The organism is Pseudomonas sp. NPDC089395 (assembly GCF_044749525.1).
GTDB lineage: Bacteria > Pseudomonadota > Gammaproteobacteria > Pseudomonadales > Pseudomonadaceae > Aquipseudomonas.
Genome location: NZ_JBIVID010000001.1, coordinates 886,991 through 903,886 on the forward strand (window position 1 = coordinate 886,991; position 16,896 = coordinate 903,886).

Sequence of the window (16,896 nt, forward strand, 5' to 3'; positions counted from 1 at the left end):
CCCGCCACGTGCGACAGACGGTGTAAAGTTGTCTTTGGTCGTGCTAGCTTAATGTCACTCGTTTTTTGCGTGGGTAAAACGCCTGTCAGAACATAGAGTTGGCGCCACGTGTTAAAGGGCTTTGAAGCCTTTGTTTTCAAGCATATTTTTATAGAGGCACGGGATTACATGGAAATCGGTCTGCGCGAGTGGCTGATCCTCATCGGCATCATTGTCATCGCCGGTATTCTTTTCGACGGCTGGCGCCGCATGCGCGGCGGAAAAGGCAAGTTGAAATTCCGTCTGGATCGCAGTTACTCCAACGTCCCGGACGAGGAGGGCGGCGCTGAAGTGCTGGGCCCGCCGCGGGTGCTGGATACCCATAAAGAGCCGGAGCTGGACGAAAGCGACCTGCCTTCGATGAGCGCCCCTGCGCGAGAGCGCGAGCGTGAGCCGAAGCCGGCCAAGGCCAGCAAGCGCGGCAAGCGTGTCGCCGAAGCCCCCGTGCAGGCACAGGGTGACCTCAACCTGGCCGCCGAGCCGCGTGAGTCGGACCTGTTCGCCGATGCCGACGACGATTTCGCCGCCGACAACAACCGTAGCAACGGTTTCACGGCGACCGGCAATGCTGCCGCCAAGGACCTGCCGCCCGTGGAAGAAGTGCTGGTCATCAGCGTGATCTCCCGTGACGAAGGCGGCTTCAAGGGCCCGGCGCTGCTGCAGAATATTCTCGAAAGCGGGCTGCGTTTTGGCGAAATGGACATCTTCCACCGCCACGAAAGCATGGCCGGCCACGGCGAGGTGCTGTTCTCCATGGCCAACGCGGTCAAGCCCGGCATTTTCGACCTGGACGACATCGACCACTTCAGCACCCGTGCGGTGAGCTTCTTCCTTGGCCTGCCGGGCCCGCGTCATCCGAAGCAGGCCTTCGACGTGATGGTGGCCGCGGCGCGCAAGCTGGCACACGAGCTCAATGGTGAGCTGAAGGATGACCAGCGCAGCGTGCTGACCGCCCAGACCATCGAGCATTACCGCCAGCGCATCGTCGAGTTCGAGCGCCGTGCGCTGACCCAGAAACGTTGATGGAGTTTAGCGAGCGGACCTTGTCTGGGTCCTGCTCGCCCCGTTACAAGCGCAAGAGCAGCCAAGGGCTGCTCTTTTGCTTTGCAAGAGAGCCTGAAATATGAACGCCGAATCCCGAATCCACGCACTGCGCGCCGAACTCGACCAGCACAACTACCGCTACTACGTGCTCGATGAACCAAGCGTGCCCGACGCCGAATACGACCGCCTGTTCAACGAACTCAAGGCGCTGGAGGCCGAGCACCCGCACCTGGTGACCCCTGACTCGCCCACCCAGCGCGTCGGCGGTGCAGCCCTGGCGGCGTTCAGCCAGGTGCGCCACGAAGTGCCCATGCTCAGCCTGGGCAACGCCTTCGAAGAAGCTGACCTGCGTGAATTCGGGCGTCGTGTGGTGGATGGCCTCGACCAGCCCGGTGCGGTCGACTTCAGCTGCGAACCCAAGCTCGACGGCCTGGCGGTCAGCCTGCTGTATCGTGATGGCCAGCTGGTGCAAGGCGCCACCCGTGGCGACGGCACTACCGGCGAGGACATCAGCGCCAACGTGCGCACCGTGCGCAATATTCCACTGAAGCTGCAAGGCGAGGGTTGGCCTGCTGTGCTCGAAGTGCGCGGCGAGGTGTTCATGAGCAAGGCCGGTTTCGACCGCCTCAACGCCGCTCAGGCCCAGGCCGGTGGCAAGACCTTCGCCAACCCGCGTAACGCCGCTGCCGGCAGCCTGCGCCAGCTGGACTCGAAGATCACCGCCAGCCGACCGCTGGAATTCTGTTGCTACGGCGTGGGGCAGGTGTCTGCCAGCATCGGCGAGAGCCATATCGGCATTCTCGAACAACTCAAACAGTGGGGCCTGCCGATCAGCCGCGAGCTCAAGCATGCGGCGGGGATCGAGGAGTGTCTGGCCTACTACCGCGACATCGGCGAGCGGCGCAACAGCCTGCCCTACGAGATCGACGGCGTGGTGTTCAAGGTCAACAGCCTAGCGGCCCAGCGCGAGCTGGGTTTCCGCGCCCGTGAGCCGCGCTGGGCCATCGCCCACAAGTTCCCGGCCATGGAGGAGCTCACCGAAGTGCTGGACGTGGAGTTCCAGGTTGGCCGTACCGGCGCGGTAACGCCGGTGGCACGCCTCAAGCCGGTCAAGGTGGCCGGTGTGACGGTGTCCAACGCCACCCTGCACAACATGGACGAAATCGCCCGACTGGGGCTGCGCATCGGTGACACGGTGATCATCCGCCGTGCTGGCGACGTTATCCCGCAGGTCATGCAGGTGGTGCTCGAGCGGCGTCCCGAGGATGCGCGTCCGGTAGAGGTACCGAGCGAGTGTCCGGTGTGCGGCTCGCAGGTCGAGCGTACCCAGTTGATCAAACGCAGCAAGGGCAAGGAAGTCACCAGCGAAGGTGCGGTGTACCGCTGCGTAGGCCGCCTGGCCTGTGGTGCTCAGCTCAAGCAGGCGATCATTCACTATGTATCGCGCCGCGCCATGGACATCGATGGCCTGGGCGAGAAGAGTGTCGAGCAGTTGGTGGACGAAGGACTGATCGGCTCGCCGGCAGACCTGTACAAGCTGGAATTCGACCAGATCGTCGGGCTGGAAGGCTTCGCCGAGGTATCGAGCAAGAAGCTGCTGGATGCCATCGAAGCCAGCAAGCGCCCGACCTTGGCGCGCTTCATCTACGCGCTGGGCATCCCGGATGTGGGCGAGGAGACCGCCAAGGTGCTGGCCCGCTCGCTGGGCAGCTTGGCGCGCGTGCAGCAGGCACTGCCGCAGGTACTGACCTACCTGCCGGACATCGGGCTGGAAGTGGCCCATGAAATCCACAACTTCTTCGAAGACGATCACAACCGCAAGGTGATCGAGCAGTTGCTGGCCTGTGGCATGCAGTTGCAGGACGAGGGTGAGCTGGCGGCCGAGTTCGCTGCCAGCACTACCTTGGCCGGACTGATTGCCAAGCTCGATATCGCTTCGGTCGGACCGACCGGGGCGGAAAAGTTGGTGGCCAAGCTGGGCAGCTTGGAGAAGATCATCGAGGCAGACGGTATCGATCTGCGCCAGGCGCTGGCGGCGAAGCAGGCCGAGGCGGTGCGGGAATTCTTCAAGGACGAGGCGAACCAGCAGCTGGCCCGCGACATCGAGGCTCAGTTGCAGGCGTTCGGCATGCACTGGAGCAGCGAGAAGAAAGTTGCCGAAGGCTTGCCCCTGGCTGGGCAGACCTGGGTGCTGACTGGCACGCTGGAGCGCATGAGCCGCGACCTTGCCAAAGAGAAGCTGGAGAGCCTGGGTGCCAAAGTGGCCGGTTCGGTATCGGGCAAGACCTACTGCGTGGTGGCCGGCCCTGGTGCGGGCTCCAAGCTGGCCAAGGCCAGTGAGCTGGGGGTCAAGGTGCTGGATGAGGATGCGTTTGTCGTGTTTCTGGGTGAGCAGGGCATCGCCGTCTGACTGCGCTGGCCTCATCGTCGGCAAGCCGGCTCCCACCGGGGCATCACTGCATACAATGCTTGTGGTGAGCCTGTGGGAGCCGGCTTGCCGGCGATGAGGCCCTCCCGAACACCCTCACCCCCGGACAAGTCATTGAGAAATGATGACTTTTTCTCCCGCAGAGGTTGTATCTACTCCCAAGACCGGTACAATGGCGCCACTCGCTGCTCAGCGAGCCGTGTAGTGGTGGCCCCATCGGTCCCCCCGCATTGATTACCCGTTAACCTGGTCAGGCCCGGAAGGGAGCAGCCATAGCGGGAACATCGAGTGCCGGGGTGTGGCTGGTGGGGCCGCCTCCATTACGCCAGTCCTTGAGCTCTCAAGGAATTCTCGCTCAAAAACCTGTCCTGTTTTTTCCATGTCCTGCCGCCGACACCTTCATCAGTCGTCGGAATTTCGGGCAGGCCAGATGATCCTCCTCAGGGCACTGCGCCGCATGTCGCAATCCTTTGCTCATCGCCTGCAACCGCCTGATCCGCGCATCCAGTTCATCCGCCTTGGCCAGCAGCAGCTGCCGGTCGACTTGCTGGTCCACCAGCATCGCTCCTACTTCATCAAGCGAAAATCCCGCCGCCTGCCCCAAGGCGATCAGTGCCAGCCTGTCTGCCACATCGGCTGCAAACTGCCGCCGCTGGCCGCGCCCGGCGAGTGATTTGAGCAAACCTTTCTTCTCGTAGTAACGCAGTGTCGATGCGGGTACACCTGTGCGTTTGGCGACATCGGCAATGTCCATTTCGGGCCCTTGACTTGAAGTTGACTTCAACTTCTATGCTGCGCGGCAGGGTGATGATCGTCAATCTTCGAGGGCCTGTTCAATGACGTTTACCGCGATGTTTATAGCTGCGTTGCCGATAGGTGTTGGTGCCACGGGAGTCATGGACCTGTGGGGGCTGCTGCTGAGGCGGTTGGGTGTTGCCACGCTGAACTTCGCCATGGTCGGGCGTTGGGCGGGGCATTTGTTTCAGGGGCGTATGCGGCACCAGGCGATTGCCAAGGCCGAGCCGGTTCGGCATGAGCGTGTGTGGGGGGGGTAATTCACTACGGCATCGGCGTGCTGTTCGCGATGCTGCTGGTGGTAATTGTAGGGGAGGGTTGGTTGCAGGCCCCCACCTTGTGGCCTGCGGTTGTTATCGGCATGGGTACGGTCGTGGCGCCGTTGTGCTTCATGCAGCCAGCGATGGGGGCAGGATTCTTTGCATCGAGAACGCCGACGCCTGTGCGTAACTGTCTGAAGAGCGTGGTTACGCACTTAGTGTTTGGGGTGGGGCTGTTCTTGAGCGCAGCGCTGATCGCGGCTGTATAGGCATTGGGAAAGCGCAACGGTCATTGGACAAGCCGAAGACTTGGGCTCAGCCCATTCGTAGTATCAGGGTGCAGGCGACCATCACTAGCAAGGCAAATCCGGCACCCAATCCCAGTGGTAGCAGAGTTTCCCAGGCTGAAAATGTTCTGGCCTTGCGTATCTCTTCATCCAGCTCCTTTAGTTCGCGCTGGAATTGCTCAGCACTCTCTTGAGTGATGCGGCGCATGACGTTCCCTCTTGTCTAGATTGCAGTTCAAGGTTTGAGCAGAAGGTTGATGATGGCGGCAACGGCTGTGACGAAGGCTGACCCGACAATCATGGGGTAGCAAAGCGCTTCGTGTCTGAGCTTGCGTGCCTCAGCGGTGAACTTGCTCGCTTCCGCAGTAAGCTTTCGATTTTCAAGCTGGAGTTGGTCGAGTTCCAGGTTGTGTCGATCGTCTTGACGCATCGGGATCCTTTCCGCTGGCGGTAGCTGGGTTTTGATTGCAGGTAGTGTGCGCCGTTGAGCCTTCGGTGGAAATCGTTCACTTCAGATGCGGCTGTAGGTCGATCGACTTGGAGACCTCGATTTGCGCGGGCTGCGAAGCTTCAGTTGGTGTGGTCCTACTTGAATTTAGGAAACGTCCTACAACAAAGTTAAGGCTGACGAAATATCCTACGCATCCTGTCGACACCCGTCTGATTGTCCCTGGAAACCCCGCCCTTTAGGCTTTTGCGGTCGCTGTCGGTTCAGCGATCGGGTGTGGAAGCCCGCGAGGTGCACAGGGCAGACGTCAGTTATGGCAGCTGCGCGCGGGAGGTATTCGTACCTGCCGGGGTTACCGTGCACCTGGTCTTCCACCCCGCGTACAGCTGCCACCCTAATGCGTGGAAGCAGAAAGGGCGCAGCTCAGCCAGCACGGAGTTGTCATGAAAAAAATTGTTCCCGATCCACCCTATACCTTCGACCTTCCTCCAGGAAAAACCCTCTCCCGAGCCATCAGCGAAGGCATCGTCCCGATGGAGTTCGTATTGATGAATGTCTCGCACTACCTGATGTTCGCCTATAGCGACAGCCGGCGGGCGCTTGAGCGTATCGAGGATGAAGAGGCACGGCAGCAGCTGCAGCATGGGCTGCGGGCTCTGCAGATTGCCTGGGGGCAGGCGGATGCTGTGACATTGGCGGTGGAGCGGCAGCGGTAGGGCGGGGGCTCGCCTTAAGGGTTGTGGCGGCCATTGAATCGAGCGCCGCCCGCGCGGCGCATCGCGGATAAATCCGCTCCTACATTTGTTGCAACGTGCCTATGTCTGATAGGCCATGGTTGCCTGCCTTGTGGGCGCGACGTGATTTTTGGGTTGGTGCGGGTGGCGTGCCGCGATATTTCGCCGTGCGCCAAAGGCGGACAACCATGGCCTGACAGGCCATGGCGCGTTGCAACAAATGTAGGAGCGGATTTATCCGCGAGGCGCCGCGCGGGCGGCGCTCGATCTTGAACACGACCACCCCCTCAAGGCGAACACCCACAAACGCCACAACCTCACGGCCGAGCCGCCGAGACCTTCTCCGAATACCCAGTCGCCCCATACCGCTGCACAATCCGCTCGATCTCCCCCGACTCCTTCATCCTCACCAACGCCCGCAACACCCCCTGCGTCGGTATCGCCGGGTCATCACGCACCATGCACCCCAAGGCCTGTTCCTCCAGCACCGCCAGCACCTGCAAACGCTGCTCGGCAGGCAATCGCTGATTGAACCAGTGCAGCGACAGCTCATTGCTCACCGCATGCCGATAACGCCCAATCTGCAGCTTCTGCAGCGCCAGTTCCTGGCTGCGGCTGTCCTCTCGGCGCAACTGCCCCCGCGCGAACAACGGCTCCAGCGTGCCATAGGCATACCCCAGCACGGTGCCAATGGCCTGCTGTGGCAACTGCTCCGGGCGGGTAGGCCCATTGTCGCTCGCCCGCCCGACCAGCACATCGCGCTGGCGAAACAACGGAATGCTCCAGACGAAATTCCCCGGCCGGTCATTGAACCACTGGGTGCTCACATAGCAACGCACATCGATTTCGCCATCGTCCATCGCCTGTTGCATGCGCAGCCGGGCCAGCACGTGGTACTCAGGACGGGCGCCGGCTTCGCGGGCCATGGCTTGCATCAGGTCGAACATCAAGCCTTCCACCGGCTGGTCGCCCTCGACCCGCACCAGCGGCATGCTCCAGCTCTCGACCACGGAAAAACGCAGCACCGGCGGGTCTGCCAGGCTGTGGGTGGACCAGAGCAGCATGAGGGCCAGCAGTCTTCGCAATACACATCCTCCTTGAACGGCGTGCCAGTTCCTAAGCTTAGACGAACCACGCAGGGTGCAATTTCGGCCCCGCTCCGCTAGCATTAGCGATCTTCCGCTCGATCAGGCTGCGATGGTTTTTCGATGAGTTATCAGGTTCTTGCACGTAAATGGCGTCCGCGCTCGTTCCGCGAAATGGTCGGCCAGGCCCATGTGCTCAAGGCCTTGATCAATGCCTTGGACAACCAGCGCCTGCACCACGCCTATCTGTTCACCGGCACGCGCGGCGTGGGCAAGACTACCATCGCGCGGATCATCGCCAAATGCCTGAACTGCGAAACCGGCATCACCTCGACGCCCTGCGGCACCTGTTCGGTCTGCCGCGAGATCGATGAGGGCCGTTTCGTCGATCTGATCGAGATCGACGCCGCCAGCCGCACCAAGGTCGAGGACACCCGCGAGCTGCTCGATAACGTGCAGTACGCGCCGAGCCGTGGGCGCTTCAAGGTCTACCTGATCGACGAAGTGCACATGCTCTCCACCCACTCGTTCAACGCCTTGCTCAAGACGCTGGAAGAGCCGCCGCCCTACGTCAAGTTCATCCTCGCCACCACCGACCCGCAGAAGCTGCCGGCCACCATTCTTTCGCGCTGCCTGCAGTTCTCGCTGAAGAACATGAGCCCGGAGCGGGTGGTCGAGCACCTGAGCCATGTGCTGCAGGCAGAGAACGTGCCGTTCGAGCCGGATGCCCTGTGGCTGCTCGGCCGCGCCGCCGATGGTTCGATGCGCGATGCCATGAGCCTGACCGACCAGGCCATCGCCTTCGGCGAGGGCAAGGTGCTGGCCGCCGACGTGCGCGCCATGCTTGGCAGTCTCGATCACGGCCAGGTCTATGGCGTGCTGCAGGCGCTGCTCGAAGGCGATGCGCGGGCGCTGCTGGAAGCGGTGCGCAACCTCGCCGAACAGGGGCCGGACTGGAGTGGCGTGCTGGCGGAAATGCTCAATGTGCTGCACCGGGTGGCCATCGCTCAAGCCCTGCCGGAAGCGGTCGACAACGGCCAGGGCGACCGCGACCGGGTGCTGGCGCTGGCCTCGGCCTTGCCAGCCGAAGACGTCCAGTTCTATTACCAGATGGGCCTGATCGGCCGTCGCGACCTGCCGTTGGCGCCGGATCCGCGGGGTGGCTTCGAAATGGTCCTGCTGCGCATGTTGGCCTTCCGTCCGGCCGACGCTGACGATGCGCCGAAGCCGGTACTAAAGCCGGTGGGGATCAGCCAGGCCACAGCTGATCCAGCAACCCCAGTGGCAGCGCCAGCGGTTGTGGCGCCTGTCGTTGCTGCCGTTGCCCCTGTGGTGCAGGCAGCGCCTGTTCCCGCGCCGGTGCATGCGCCTGAGCCCGAGGTCGTCGAACCCGCGCCGGTAGCAGAGGAGGTGACCGACCTGCCCTGGGAGGAGCCCGCCGCCGCGCCCATGCCTGTCAGTGTGGAGCCCGAACCTGCTGCGCCAGCGGTAGCGCCTGCGCCCGCCCCGGCGCCAGCCCCCGAACCGGCCTTCGACCAGCCGCCGTTCGACCCGTCTGCCTACGCCCCGGCCGGCATGGATCGCGATGACGAACCGCCGATGGACGAAGACTACTACGTCGGCGACAGCGACCCGGTCGGTTTCAGCTACCTCGATGAGCTGGCCGAGCACGTACAGGAAGAGGCGCCTGTCGTCGCGCCCGAGCCTATGCCTGCCGCCATGCCGGCGACCGGGCTGGCCCTGCAATGGCTGGAATTATTCCCACAGTTGCCTGTATCCGGGATGACAGGCAACATCGCCGCAAACTGTACGTTGATGGCCGTCGACGGCGACGACTGGCTGCTGCACCTGGACCCCGGCCAGGGCGCACTGTTCAACGCCACCCAGCAACGTCGCCTGAACGAAGCGCTCAACCAGCACCTGGGGCGCACGTTGAACCTGCGAATCGAGCTGATCCGCCCCGAGCAGGAAACCCCGGCCCAGGCCGCGGCACGCAAGCGGGCCGAACGCCAGCAGGATGCCGTGAGTGCAATCGAGCAGGATCCGTTGATCCAACAGATGATCAAGCAGTTCGGTGCAACGGTGCGGCAGGATACTATTGAGCCTGTAGACGCCCTGGTCAGCCAGGAGCAGTAACGGATAACCGTGCGGCCGGCCCTTTGCCAGGCCGCATCACATGACCCAATCGAGGTATACCCCCATGATGAAAGGTGGCATGGCCGGCCTGATGAAGCAGGCCCAGCAGATGCAGGAAAAAATGGCCAAGATGCAGGAAGAGCTGGCCAACGCCGAAGTGACCGGCCAATCCGGCGGTGGCCTGGTCAGCGTGGTAATGACCGGCCGTCATGACGTCAAGCGCGTCAGCATCGACCAGAGCCTGATGTCGACCGACGAAGACGACAAGGAAGTGCTGGAAGACCTGATCGCCGCCGCGCTCAACGACGCCGTGCGCAAGGTCGAGCAGAGCAGCCAGGAGAAAATGGGTGGCATGACGGCTGGCATGCAGCTGCCGCCGGGTTTCAAAATGCCGTTCTGATTGATCTTTTGTGTCAAATGGGGAGCAATGGCCTTAAGGTCGTTGCTCCCTTGTTCATTCTGTTCCCCTGACTTGCAGGCCTGCCTACATGAGCTTCAGCCCTCTGATCCGCCAACTGATCGACGCCTTGCGCACCCTCCCGGGTGTTGGTCAGAAAACCGCCCAGCGCATGGCCTTGCAGCTGCTTGAGCGTGACCGCAGTGGTGGCCTGCGCCTGGCCCAGGCGCTGAGCCAGGCCATGGAAGGGGTTGGCCATTGCCGTCAGTGCCGTACCCTGACCGAGCAGGAGCTGTGCCCGCAGTGTGCCGACCCACGCCGTGACGACACGCAGCTGTGTGTGGTGGAAGGGCCTATGGATGTGTATGCGGTGGAGCAGACGGGCTATCGCGGCCGCTATTTCGTGCTCAAGGGGCATCTATCGCCGCTGGACGGCCTGGGGCCGGAGGCAATCGGTGTGCCGCAGCTGATGGCGCGGATCGAAGAGCAGGGCAGCTTCACCGAGGTGATCCTGGCGACCAACCCGACGGTGGAAGGGGAGGCGACGGCGCACTACATTGCGCAGTTGCTGGCCGAGAAAGGCTTGGTGGCTTCGCGGATTGCCCATGGTGTGCCGTTGGGCGGCGAGCTGGAGCTGGTCGATGGTGGGACGTTGGCGCATGCCTTTGCCGGGCGTAGGCCGATTTCGTTGTGATTTGAGCATTTGGGGGCCGCTTTGCGGCCCATTCGCGACACAAGGCCGCTCCTACAGGTATATGCGAACGAACCCCTGTAGGAGCGGCCTTGTGTCGCGAAAGGGGCGCAAAGCGCCCCCCGGCATCACTCAATATTCGCTCAGCGAGAACTCGGTCAGACAGAAGGTCGGCACCCCCGCCGCCTGCAGCCGGCGCGACCCATCCAGCTCGGGCAGATCAATGATCGCCGCCGCCTCGAACACCTGAGCCCCAGTGCGACGCACCAGATTCGCCGCAGCCAGCAACGTACCGCCAGTGGCAATCAGGTCATCGAAGATCAGCACCGAATCCCCCTCGCACAGACTGTCGGCATGCACTTCCAGGAAGGCCTCGCCGTACTCGGTCTGGTACCCCTCCGACAACACATCGGCCGGCAGCTTGCCCTGCTTGCGGAACAGGATCAGGGGCTTGTTCAACTGGTGGGCGATGATCGAGCCGATCAGGAAGCCCCGCGCGTCCATGGCGCCGATGTGGCTGAATTCAGCCTCCACGTAACGCTCGATGAACTGGTCGGCCACATAGCGCAGCCCGCGTGGCGACTGGAATAGCGGGGTAATGTCGCGGAAGATCACGCCCGGTTTGGGAAAGTCCACTACCGGACGGATCAGGGCTTTGAGGTCGAAAGCGTCGCTGTGCATCATTGCGGGTATCCTGGGGAAAACGATTGCGCCAGTATACCTTCTTAGCGCAGCTTTCAGACCTCGATCGCACCACCGGCCAGCGCACACAGCTGGATCGGGTCGAGGATGTGAACTTCCTTGCCTTCGGCGCGAATCAGGCCATTTTGCTGGAAACGGGTGAACACTCGCGACACGGTTTCCACCGCCAGGCCGAGGTAGTTGCCGATTTCGTTGCGCGACATGCTCAGGCGGAACTGGTTGGCCGAGTAGCCACGGGCACGGAATCGCGCGGACAGGTTGACCAGGAACGTGGCGATGCGCTCGTCGGCGGTCTTTTTCGACAGCAGCAGCATCATCTGCTGGTCGTCACGAATTTCACGGCTCATCACCCGCATCAGCTGGCGGCGCAGCTGCGGCAATTGCACCGAGAGCTCATCGAGGCGTTCGAACGGGATCTCGCACACCGACGTGGTTTCCTGGGCCTGGGCCGAGACCGGGTAGGCTTCGGTATCCATGCCGGACAGGCCGACCAGTTCGCTCGGCAGGTGGAAGCCGGTGATCTGTTCCTCACCGCTGTCGCTCAGGCTGAAGGTCTTGAGGGCGCCGGAGCGCACGGCGTAGACCGAACCGAAATTGTCACCCTGGCGGAACAGGAATTCGCCTTTCTTCAGCGGGCGTCCGCGTTTGACGATGTCGTCCAGTGCGTCCATGTCTTCCAGGTTGAGTGAAAGAGGCAGGCACAGAGGCGCCAGGCTGCAATCCTTGCAATGGGCCTGGTTATGTTGGCGCAGTTTGACTGGCTCGGACATTTTGAATCGATCCTTCTCGGAAAGCACACATAAGTCGTAAGGGTAACCTACGGCATAGGGTGTAGGCCAGCGTGCGCTTTTGTGGTGCGCCCTGGCCGAACCCCAGCTGCATGATGCCGGGGGTTCGTGCTTGCCCATAGTGTGCCTGAGAAGGCCGCTTGTCCATGCGGTCAAACGACTCGTGCAGCTAGATCACTCGCGAGAAGCGCTGACGGTTGTGCATCGCCAGGTAGGCATCGAACAGCATGCACACCGAGCGGGCCAGCAGGCGCCCGGCCGGCAGGATGCGGATGCCTTTGTCGTCGAGGCTGATCAGGCCGTCGCGCTGCAGGGTCTGCAGTTCCGGCCAGAGTTCGTTGAAGTAACCGCGAAAATCGAGGGTGAAGGCCTCCTCGATCGATTCGAAGTCCAGCTCGAAATGGCAGATCAACTGCTGGATCACCGCCCGCCGTATCCGGTCATCCTGGTTGCACAGCAGCCCGCGCTGGGTCGCCAGCTGGGCGTTGGAGAGGCTGTCCTGGTAGGTGTTCAGGTCGCTGCTGTTCTGGCAGTAGAGGTCGCCGATCTGGCTGATCGCCGACACCCCGAGGCCGATCAAGTCGCAATGACCGTGCGTGGTGTAGCCCTGGAAGTTGCGCTGCAGTGTGCCTTCCTCCTGGGCGACGGCCAGTTCGTCGTCGGGCAGGGCGAAGTGGTCCATGCCGATGTAGCGGTAGCCGGCAGCGGTGAGTTGCTCGATGGTTTTGCGCAGCATCTCGAGCTTCGCCCCAGGTCCTGGCAGGTCGTTGCTGTCGATGCGCCGTTGGGGCATGAAACGTTCGGGCAGGTGAGCGTAGTTGAACACCGACAGGCGGTCGGGCTGCAGGCGGATCACTTCTTCCACCGTGCGCGCGAAACCTTCCGGGGTCTGCTTGGGCAGGCCATAGATCAGGTCGAGGTTGACCGAGCGGAATTGCAGGGTGCGCGCCGCTTCGATCAGGGTGCGGGTCTGTTCCAGGCTCTGCAGGCGGTTGACCGCGCGTTGCACCGCCGGGTCCAGGTCCTGCACACCGAGGCTGACGCGGTTGAAGCCCAGTTCGCGGAGCAGGCCCATGGTCGACCAGTCGGCTTCGCGCGGGTCGATCTCGATGCCGTAGTCGCCGGAGTCATCGTCCAGCAGGTTGAAGTGTTGGCGCAGGGTGGCCATCAGTTGGCGCAGTTCGACATGGCTGAGGAAGGTGGGCGTGCCGCCACCGAAATGCAGCTGCTCGACCCGTTGTTTCGGGTCCAGGTGGCAGGCGATCAGCTGGATTTCCTGCTCCAGGCGCTGCAGGTAAGGCGCGGCGCGGCCACGGTCCTTGGTGATGACTTTGTTGCAGGCGCAGTAGTAGCAGATGTTGGCGCAGAACGGCACGTGCACGTACAAGGACAGCGGGCGTACGGCCCGACGGCTTTCGCGCAGGGCGTGGAGCAGGTCGAACGAGCCCACTTCGCTGTGCAGTTGCACGGCAGTGGGGTAGGAGGTGTAGCGCGGGCCGGCCAGATCGTAGCGGCGGATCAGGTCGGCATCCCAGCGTAGATCTTCGAGCATGTGGGCGGTCCCCGGAATGAGCAGCAGTGTCCGGAGTCTATGGCAGTCTGGAAGGGGCTGTTTTGATTTGTATCAAAAGGCATCGGGGCCGCTGTGCGGGCCAGGAAGCTGTTTTTTGATTTGTATCAAAAGGCATTGGGGCTGCGTAGCAGCCCCCTCAATGCCCCATCAGCCAATGCTGATGAGGGCCGGGCATCGTCCAAAGGCCAAACAGGATCACCAGCAAGCCGCCCGCCATCCGCACACTACGCCGACGCAACAGGCTGTTCACCCGCTCCGCCGCCAGCCCCGTGGCCAGTAGCACTGGCCAGGTCCCCAAGCCGAACGCCAGCATCAACGCTGCGCTATACCCCGCATTGCCCTGGCTGGCCGCCCATAGCAAGGTGCTGTACACCAGCCCGCACGGCAACCAACCCCACAACGCCCCCAGCAGCAGGGCCCGCGGCAGGCTGGAAACCGGCAACAGGCGCGAAGCCACCGGCTGGATATGCCGCCACAAGCCCCTGCCCAGCACCTCGATGCGGGTCAAGCCGCTCCACCAGCCCGCCAGGTACAGGCCCATGGCAATCAGCAAAAGCGCGGCCACTACCCGTAACGCCAAGGCGGCCGGGCTGCTGGCCACGGCCCAGCCGGCCAGGCCCAGCAGCAGGCCTGCGCAGGCATAACTGAGGATGCGTCCAAGGTTGTAGGCCAGCAACAGTTGCGCGCGCCTGGCGCGTTGTTCGGGTGGGATGGCCAGGGTCAGCGCGCCCATCAGCCCGCCACACATGCCCAGGCAATGGCCGCCGCCGAGCAGGCCAAGGATCAGTGCCGAGCCAAGCAGGGCAAGCAGGTCAGGCACGGGGCGGTGTTTCCTTGTCTTCGGGGTTGGCTGGGTCGTCTTTCACGGCAGCCTGGTGGCGTGGGTCCTGGTCATCGAACAGGATGCTGTGGGCGGGGCTGTCGAGGTCGTCGTACTGGCCGCTGTCTACCGCCCAAAAGAAGATGTAGACGGCAACCCCGACGAGCAGCAGGGCAGCCGGGATCATGACATAGAGGGCGGGCATGCTGATTTCCTTTCGGTTTGTGCAACGCCGCTCGCCGGCAGGCCCGCGCCGGCAGGCAGGCGGGTCAGGCGCAAGGCGTTGAGCACCACGATCAGCGAACTGACCGACATGCCGATGGCTGCCCACACCGGAGTGATCCAGCCGAGCGCAGCGAACGGCAACATCAGGCCATTATACAGCGTTGCCCAGAGCAGGTTTTCGAGGATGTTGCGGCGGGTGCGGCGGGCCAGGTCGAACGCCTGCACCAGTGCCTGCAGGCGGTTGCTGAGCAGCACCGCGTCGGCACTGGTCTTGGCAAGGTCGGTGGCGCTGCCCATGGCGATGCTGATGTCGGCGGCGGCCAGCACCGGTACATCGTTGACCCCATCGCCCAGCATCAGCACCTTGCGCCCAGCCGCTTGCAGCGCCTTGAGCCGGTCCAGTTTGTCGTCCGGGCGCAGGCCTCCAATGGCCTGGTCGATGCCCAGCTGCGCGGCCACCTCGGCGACCATCGGCGAGCTGTCACCCGACAGCAGCAGCGTGCGCCAGCCGCGTGCCTTGCAGGCAGCGAGCAGGGCAGGAGCGTCCTCGCGCAGGCGGTCGTCGAGGCCGAACCAGGCCAGCGGGCCCTGGCGGTCGCCGAGCAGCAGCCATTGGCCGCGCGGTTCCGGCACGCTGGGGATTTCGGCACCGCTCAAGGCGCACACGAAGGTGGCCTGGCCGATGCGCAGGCGCTGGCCTTCGACCTGGCCCTCCAGGCCCAGGCCAGGCACGCTTTGCACGTCTTCGGCGGCGCTGGCGGTGCGACCGAAGGCGCGAGCGATGGGGTGTTCGGAGCGGTTTTCGAGGGCGGCAGCCAGGGCCAGGCAGCGGTCGGCGGGCAGCGTGCCGAGCGGGCGAATGCTGCGCAGGGCCAGGCGGCCTTCGGTGAGGGTGCCGGTCTTGTCGAAGATGACCGTGTCGATCTGGTTCAGGCCTTCCAGCACATGGCCGCGGGTAATCAGCAGGCCGAGCTTGTGCAAGGTGCCGGTGGCGGCGGTCAGGGCGGTGGGGGTGGCCAGCGACAAGGCGCACGGGCAGGTCGCCACCAGCATGGCCAGGACGATCCAGAACGCCCGCGCCGGGTCCAGGTACCACCACCACAGGCCGATGGCCAGCGCCGCCACCAGGCTGAACAGCAGAAACCACTGCGAGGCGCGGTCGGCGATTTCCGCCAGGCGCGGTTTTTCGCTCTGCGCGCGCTCCAGCAGGCGAACGATGGCCGACAGGCGTGAGTCGTGGCCCAAGGCTTCGACCTGCACATTTAGGGTGCTTTCTACGTTCAGCGTGCCGCCGGTGACCCGCTCGCCAGTCTGTCGAGGCTGTGGCAGGTACTCGCCGGTCAGCAGCGACTCGTCGACGCTGGAGCGGCCCTCGACGATACGCCCGTCGGCCGGGATCACTGCCCCTGGCAGCACCTGCACGGTGTCGCCGCGTTGCAGCTCGCCGAGCAGGATGCGCACGGTCTGGCCGAACGCGTCCAGGCGCAGGCACGAGGCCGGCAGCAGGTTGACCAGCTGTGCGGTGGCCGCCGCCGTGCGTTCGCGGGCGCGGCGCTCCAGGTAGCGGCCGGTGAGCAGGAACAGGGCGAACATGCCCACGGTGTCGAAGTACAGTTCGCCGCTGCCGGTGACGGCGGTCCAGATTCCGGCGCCGAAGGCCAGGGCGATGGCCAGCGAGACCGACACGTCCATGGTCAGGTGTCGGGTACGCAGGTCGCGGGCGGCGCCCTTGAAAAATGGCGCGCAGCTGTAGAACACGATCGGAATGGTGAGAAACAGTGCGACCCAACGCAGGATGGTGTGCATCTCGGGCGACAGGTCGATGTTGAATTCCGGCCAGGTGGCCATGGTCGCCATCATCGCCTGGAACCACAGCAGTCCCGCCACGCCCAGGCGGCGCAGGGCGCTGCGGTTTTCCCGGGCCAATTGCTCGGCAGCCTGGTCGGGCTGGTAGGGGTGGGCGGCATAGCCGATCTGGCGCAGCTCGGCCAGCAGCCTGGACAGCGGCAGTTGCTGGTCGTCCCAGTTGAGCAGCAGGCGGTGGTTGGACAGGTTCAGGCGGGCCTCGGCGACACCGGGGATGTTGCGCAAGTGCTTTTCGATCAGCCAGCCGCAGGCGGCGCAGCTGATGCCCTCGACCATCAGTGTGGCCTCGGCGCGTTCGTCGGCATGGCGGACGAAGGTCTGCTGCACGTCGCTGCGATCGTACAGGGCCAGTTCGTCCTGCAGTTGCCTGGGCAGGGCCTCGGGGTTGGCGCTGCTGTCGCTGCGGTGCTGGTAGTAGTGCTCCAGGCCGCCGGCGACGATCGATTCGGCCACTGCCTGGCAGCCCGGGCAGCAGAATTGCCGGGGCTCGCCGAGGACCACGGCAGTGAAGCGGCTGCCAGCCGGGACGGGCAGGGCGCAGTGGTAGCAGGGGGTGGGTTGGGTCATGTTGGAACAAT

16 protein-coding genes, 1 other RNA gene and 1 pseudogene are annotated in these 16,896 nt (G+C 63.7%); 8 read left to right on the forward strand and 10 right to left on the reverse strand.

From position 1 onward, the window contains the following. The first annotated feature begins 168 nt into the window (after nucleotides 1–168). From zipA to ffs, 3 genes are all read left to right on the forward strand, one after another. The gene (gene zipA, locus ACIPZG_RS04110) at nucleotides 169–1,062 is read left to right on the forward strand and encodes a cell division protein ZipA (protein ID WP_400710467.1); all 894 of its coding nucleotides are present in this window, start codon (nucleotides 169–171) and stop codon (nucleotides 1,060–1,062) included. Between the two features lie 100 nt (nucleotides 1,063–1,162). After that, complete coding sequence (ligA, locus tag ACIPZG_RS04115) at nucleotides 1,163–3,493, forward strand: NAD-dependent DNA ligase LigA (RefSeq protein ID WP_400710470.1); 2,331 nt, start codon at nucleotides 1,163–1,165, stop codon at nucleotides 3,491–3,493. A gap of 232 nt (nucleotides 3,494–3,725) precedes the next feature. Next, nucleotides 3,726–3,822, forward strand: an RNA gene (gene ffs, locus ACIPZG_RS04120) — signal recognition particle sRNA small type. Nucleotides 3,823–3,866: 44 nt separating this feature from the next. Here the strand turns inward: ffs and ACIPZG_RS04125 are convergent. After that, on the reverse strand, nucleotides 3,867–4,265 hold the full coding sequence (locus ACIPZG_RS04125) for a helix-turn-helix domain-containing protein (protein ID WP_400710473.1): 399 nt from the start codon (nucleotides 4,263–4,265) through the stop codon (nucleotides 3,867–3,869). Nucleotides 4,266–4,347: 82 nt separating this feature from the next. Between ACIPZG_RS04125 and ACIPZG_RS04130 the strand changes: the two are divergent. Then, nucleotides 4,348–4,835 (forward strand): annotated as a pseudogene (locus ACIPZG_RS04130) (DUF2938 domain-containing protein). 46 nt (nucleotides 4,836–4,881) lie between these two features. On the opposite strand, the gene ACIPZG_RS04135 reads toward ACIPZG_RS04130, so the two are convergent. Together ACIPZG_RS04135 and ACIPZG_RS04140 are read right to left on the reverse strand one after the other, a co-directional pair. Then, a complete protein-coding gene (locus tag ACIPZG_RS04135) occupies nucleotides 4,882–5,061 on the reverse strand; it encodes a hypothetical protein (RefSeq protein WP_400710476.1) in 180 nt (59 codons plus the stop codon). Nucleotides 5,062–5,088: 27 nt separating this feature from the next. Next, complete coding sequence (locus ACIPZG_RS04140) at nucleotides 5,089–5,283, reverse strand: hypothetical protein (protein WP_400710479.1); 195 nt, start codon at nucleotides 5,281–5,283, stop codon at nucleotides 5,089–5,091. 461 nt (nucleotides 5,284–5,744) lie between these two features. Between ACIPZG_RS04140 and ACIPZG_RS04145 the strand changes: the two genes are divergently transcribed. Then, complete coding sequence (locus ACIPZG_RS04145; RefSeq protein ID WP_400710482.1) at nucleotides 5,745–6,017, forward strand: hypothetical protein; 273 nt, start codon at nucleotides 5,745–5,747, stop codon at nucleotides 6,015–6,017. Between the two features lie 335 nt (nucleotides 6,018–6,352). Here the strand turns inward: ACIPZG_RS04145 and ACIPZG_RS04150 are convergent, their stop codons facing one another. After that, nucleotides 6,353–7,120, reverse strand: coding sequence for a substrate-binding periplasmic protein (locus ACIPZG_RS04150; RefSeq protein WP_400710485.1), 768 nt, complete (start codon nucleotides 7,118–7,120; stop codon nucleotides 6,353–6,355). Between the two features lie 123 nt (nucleotides 7,121–7,243). Between ACIPZG_RS04150 and dnaX the strand changes: the two genes are divergently transcribed. From dnaX to recR, 3 genes are all read left to right on the forward strand, one after another. Then, nucleotides 7,244–9,256, forward strand: coding sequence for a DNA polymerase III subunit gamma/tau (gene dnaX, locus ACIPZG_RS04155; RefSeq protein WP_400710488.1), 2,013 nt, complete (start codon nucleotides 7,244–7,246; stop codon nucleotides 9,254–9,256). Between the two features lie 64 nt (nucleotides 9,257–9,320). After that, the gene (locus tag ACIPZG_RS04160; RefSeq protein ID WP_008093501.1) at nucleotides 9,321–9,656 is read left to right on the forward strand and encodes a YbaB/EbfC family nucleoid-associated protein; all 336 of its coding nucleotides are present in this window, start codon (nucleotides 9,321–9,323) and stop codon (nucleotides 9,654–9,656) included. A gap of 88 nt (nucleotides 9,657–9,744) precedes the next feature. Beyond that, on the forward strand, nucleotides 9,745–10,347 hold the full coding sequence (gene recR, locus ACIPZG_RS04165; RefSeq protein ID WP_008093500.1) for a recombination mediator RecR: 603 nt from the start codon (nucleotides 9,745–9,747) through the stop codon (nucleotides 10,345–10,347). Between the two features lie 129 nt (nucleotides 10,348–10,476). On the opposite strand, the gene ACIPZG_RS04170 is transcribed toward recR, so the two are convergent. The 6 genes from ACIPZG_RS04170 to ACIPZG_RS04195 form a co-directional block, all read right to left on the reverse strand. Next, a complete protein-coding gene (locus tag ACIPZG_RS04170) occupies nucleotides 10,477–11,025 on the reverse strand; it encodes an adenine phosphoribosyltransferase (RefSeq protein ID WP_009683910.1) in 549 nt (182 codons plus the stop codon). A 56-nt stretch (nucleotides 11,026–11,081) separates the two neighbouring features. Next, complete coding sequence (gene fnrA / locus ACIPZG_RS04175; protein WP_008093497.1) at nucleotides 11,082–11,816, reverse strand: Crp/Fnr family transcriptional regulator FnrA; 735 nt, start codon at nucleotides 11,814–11,816, stop codon at nucleotides 11,082–11,084. Between the two features lie 187 nt (nucleotides 11,817–12,003). Beyond that, a complete protein-coding gene (hemN, locus tag ACIPZG_RS04180) occupies nucleotides 12,004–13,386 on the reverse strand; it encodes an oxygen-independent coproporphyrinogen III oxidase (protein WP_400710491.1) in 1,383 nt (460 codons plus the stop codon). Nucleotides 13,387–13,543: 157 nt separating this feature from the next. After that, on the reverse strand, nucleotides 13,544–14,227 hold the full coding sequence (locus tag ACIPZG_RS04185; protein ID WP_400710494.1) for a sulfite exporter TauE/SafE family protein: 684 nt from the start codon (nucleotides 14,225–14,227) through the stop codon (nucleotides 13,544–13,546). Further along, nucleotides 14,220–14,432, reverse strand: a complete 213-nt coding sequence (ccoS, locus tag ACIPZG_RS04190; RefSeq protein WP_400710497.1) for a cbb3-type cytochrome oxidase assembly protein CcoS — start codon at nucleotides 14,430–14,432, stop codon at nucleotides 14,220–14,222. Before ccoS ends, ACIPZG_RS04185 begins: the two co-directional genes overlap by 8 nt. Further along, nucleotides 14,411–16,885 carry a heavy metal translocating P-type ATPase gene (locus tag ACIPZG_RS04195; RefSeq protein WP_400710500.1) on the reverse strand — a complete coding sequence of 825 codons (2,475 nt, stop codon included), beginning with the start codon at nucleotides 16,883–16,885 and terminating at the stop codon, nucleotides 14,411–14,413. The genes ccoS and ACIPZG_RS04195 overlap by 22 nt, the downstream gene beginning before the upstream one ends. Nucleotides 16,886–16,896: the final 11 nt, after the last annotated feature.

What these genes read in the sequence shown, in the direction of transcription:
- zipA (WP_400710467.1), top strand. Translation starts at nt 169, where the DNA reads ATGGAAATCGGTCTGCGCGAGTGGCTGATCCTCATCGGCATCATTGTC.
- ligA (WP_400710470.1), top strand. Translation starts at nt 1,163, where the DNA reads ATGAACGCCGAATCCCGAATCCACGCACTGCGCGCCGAACTCGACCAG.
- ACIPZG_RS04125 (WP_400710473.1), bottom strand. Translation starts at nt 4,265, where the DNA reads ATGGACATTGCCGATGTCGCCAAACGCACAGGTGTACCCGCATCGACA.
- ACIPZG_RS04135 (WP_400710476.1), bottom strand. Translation starts at nt 5,061, where the DNA reads ATGCGCCGCATCACTCAAGAGAGTGCTGAGCAATTCCAGCGCGAACTA.
- ACIPZG_RS04140 (WP_400710479.1), bottom strand. Translation starts at nt 5,283, where the DNA reads ATGCGTCAAGACGATCGACACAACCTGGAACTCGACCAACTCCAGCTT.
- ACIPZG_RS04145 (WP_400710482.1), top strand. Translation starts at nt 5,745, where the DNA reads ATGAAAAAAATTGTTCCCGATCCACCCTATACCTTCGACCTTCCTCCA.
- dnaX (WP_400710488.1), top strand. Translation starts at nt 7,244, where the DNA reads ATGAGTTATCAGGTTCTTGCACGTAAATGGCGTCCGCGCTCGTTCCGC.
- ACIPZG_RS04160 (WP_008093501.1), top strand. Translation starts at nt 9,321, where the DNA reads ATGATGAAAGGTGGCATGGCCGGCCTGATGAAGCAGGCCCAGCAGATG.
- recR (WP_008093500.1), top strand. Translation starts at nt 9,745, where the DNA reads ATGAGCTTCAGCCCTCTGATCCGCCAACTGATCGACGCCTTGCGCACC.
- ACIPZG_RS04170 (WP_009683910.1), bottom strand. Translation starts at nt 11,025, where the DNA reads ATGCACAGCGACGCTTTCGACCTCAAAGCCCTGATCCGTCCGGTAGTG.
- fnrA (WP_008093497.1), bottom strand. Translation starts at nt 11,816, where the DNA reads ATGTCCGAGCCAGTCAAACTGCGCCAACATAACCAGGCCCATTGCAAG.
- hemN (WP_400710491.1), bottom strand. Translation starts at nt 13,386, where the DNA reads ATGCTCGAAGATCTACGCTGGGATGCCGACCTGATCCGCCGCTACGAT.
- ccoS (WP_400710497.1), bottom strand. Translation starts at nt 14,432, where the DNA reads ATGCCCGCCCTCTATGTCATGATCCCGGCTGCCCTGCTGCTCGTCGGG.
- ACIPZG_RS04195 (WP_400710500.1), bottom strand. Translation starts at nt 16,885, where the DNA reads ATGACCCAACCCACCCCCTGCTACCACTGCGCCCTGCCCGTCCCGGCT.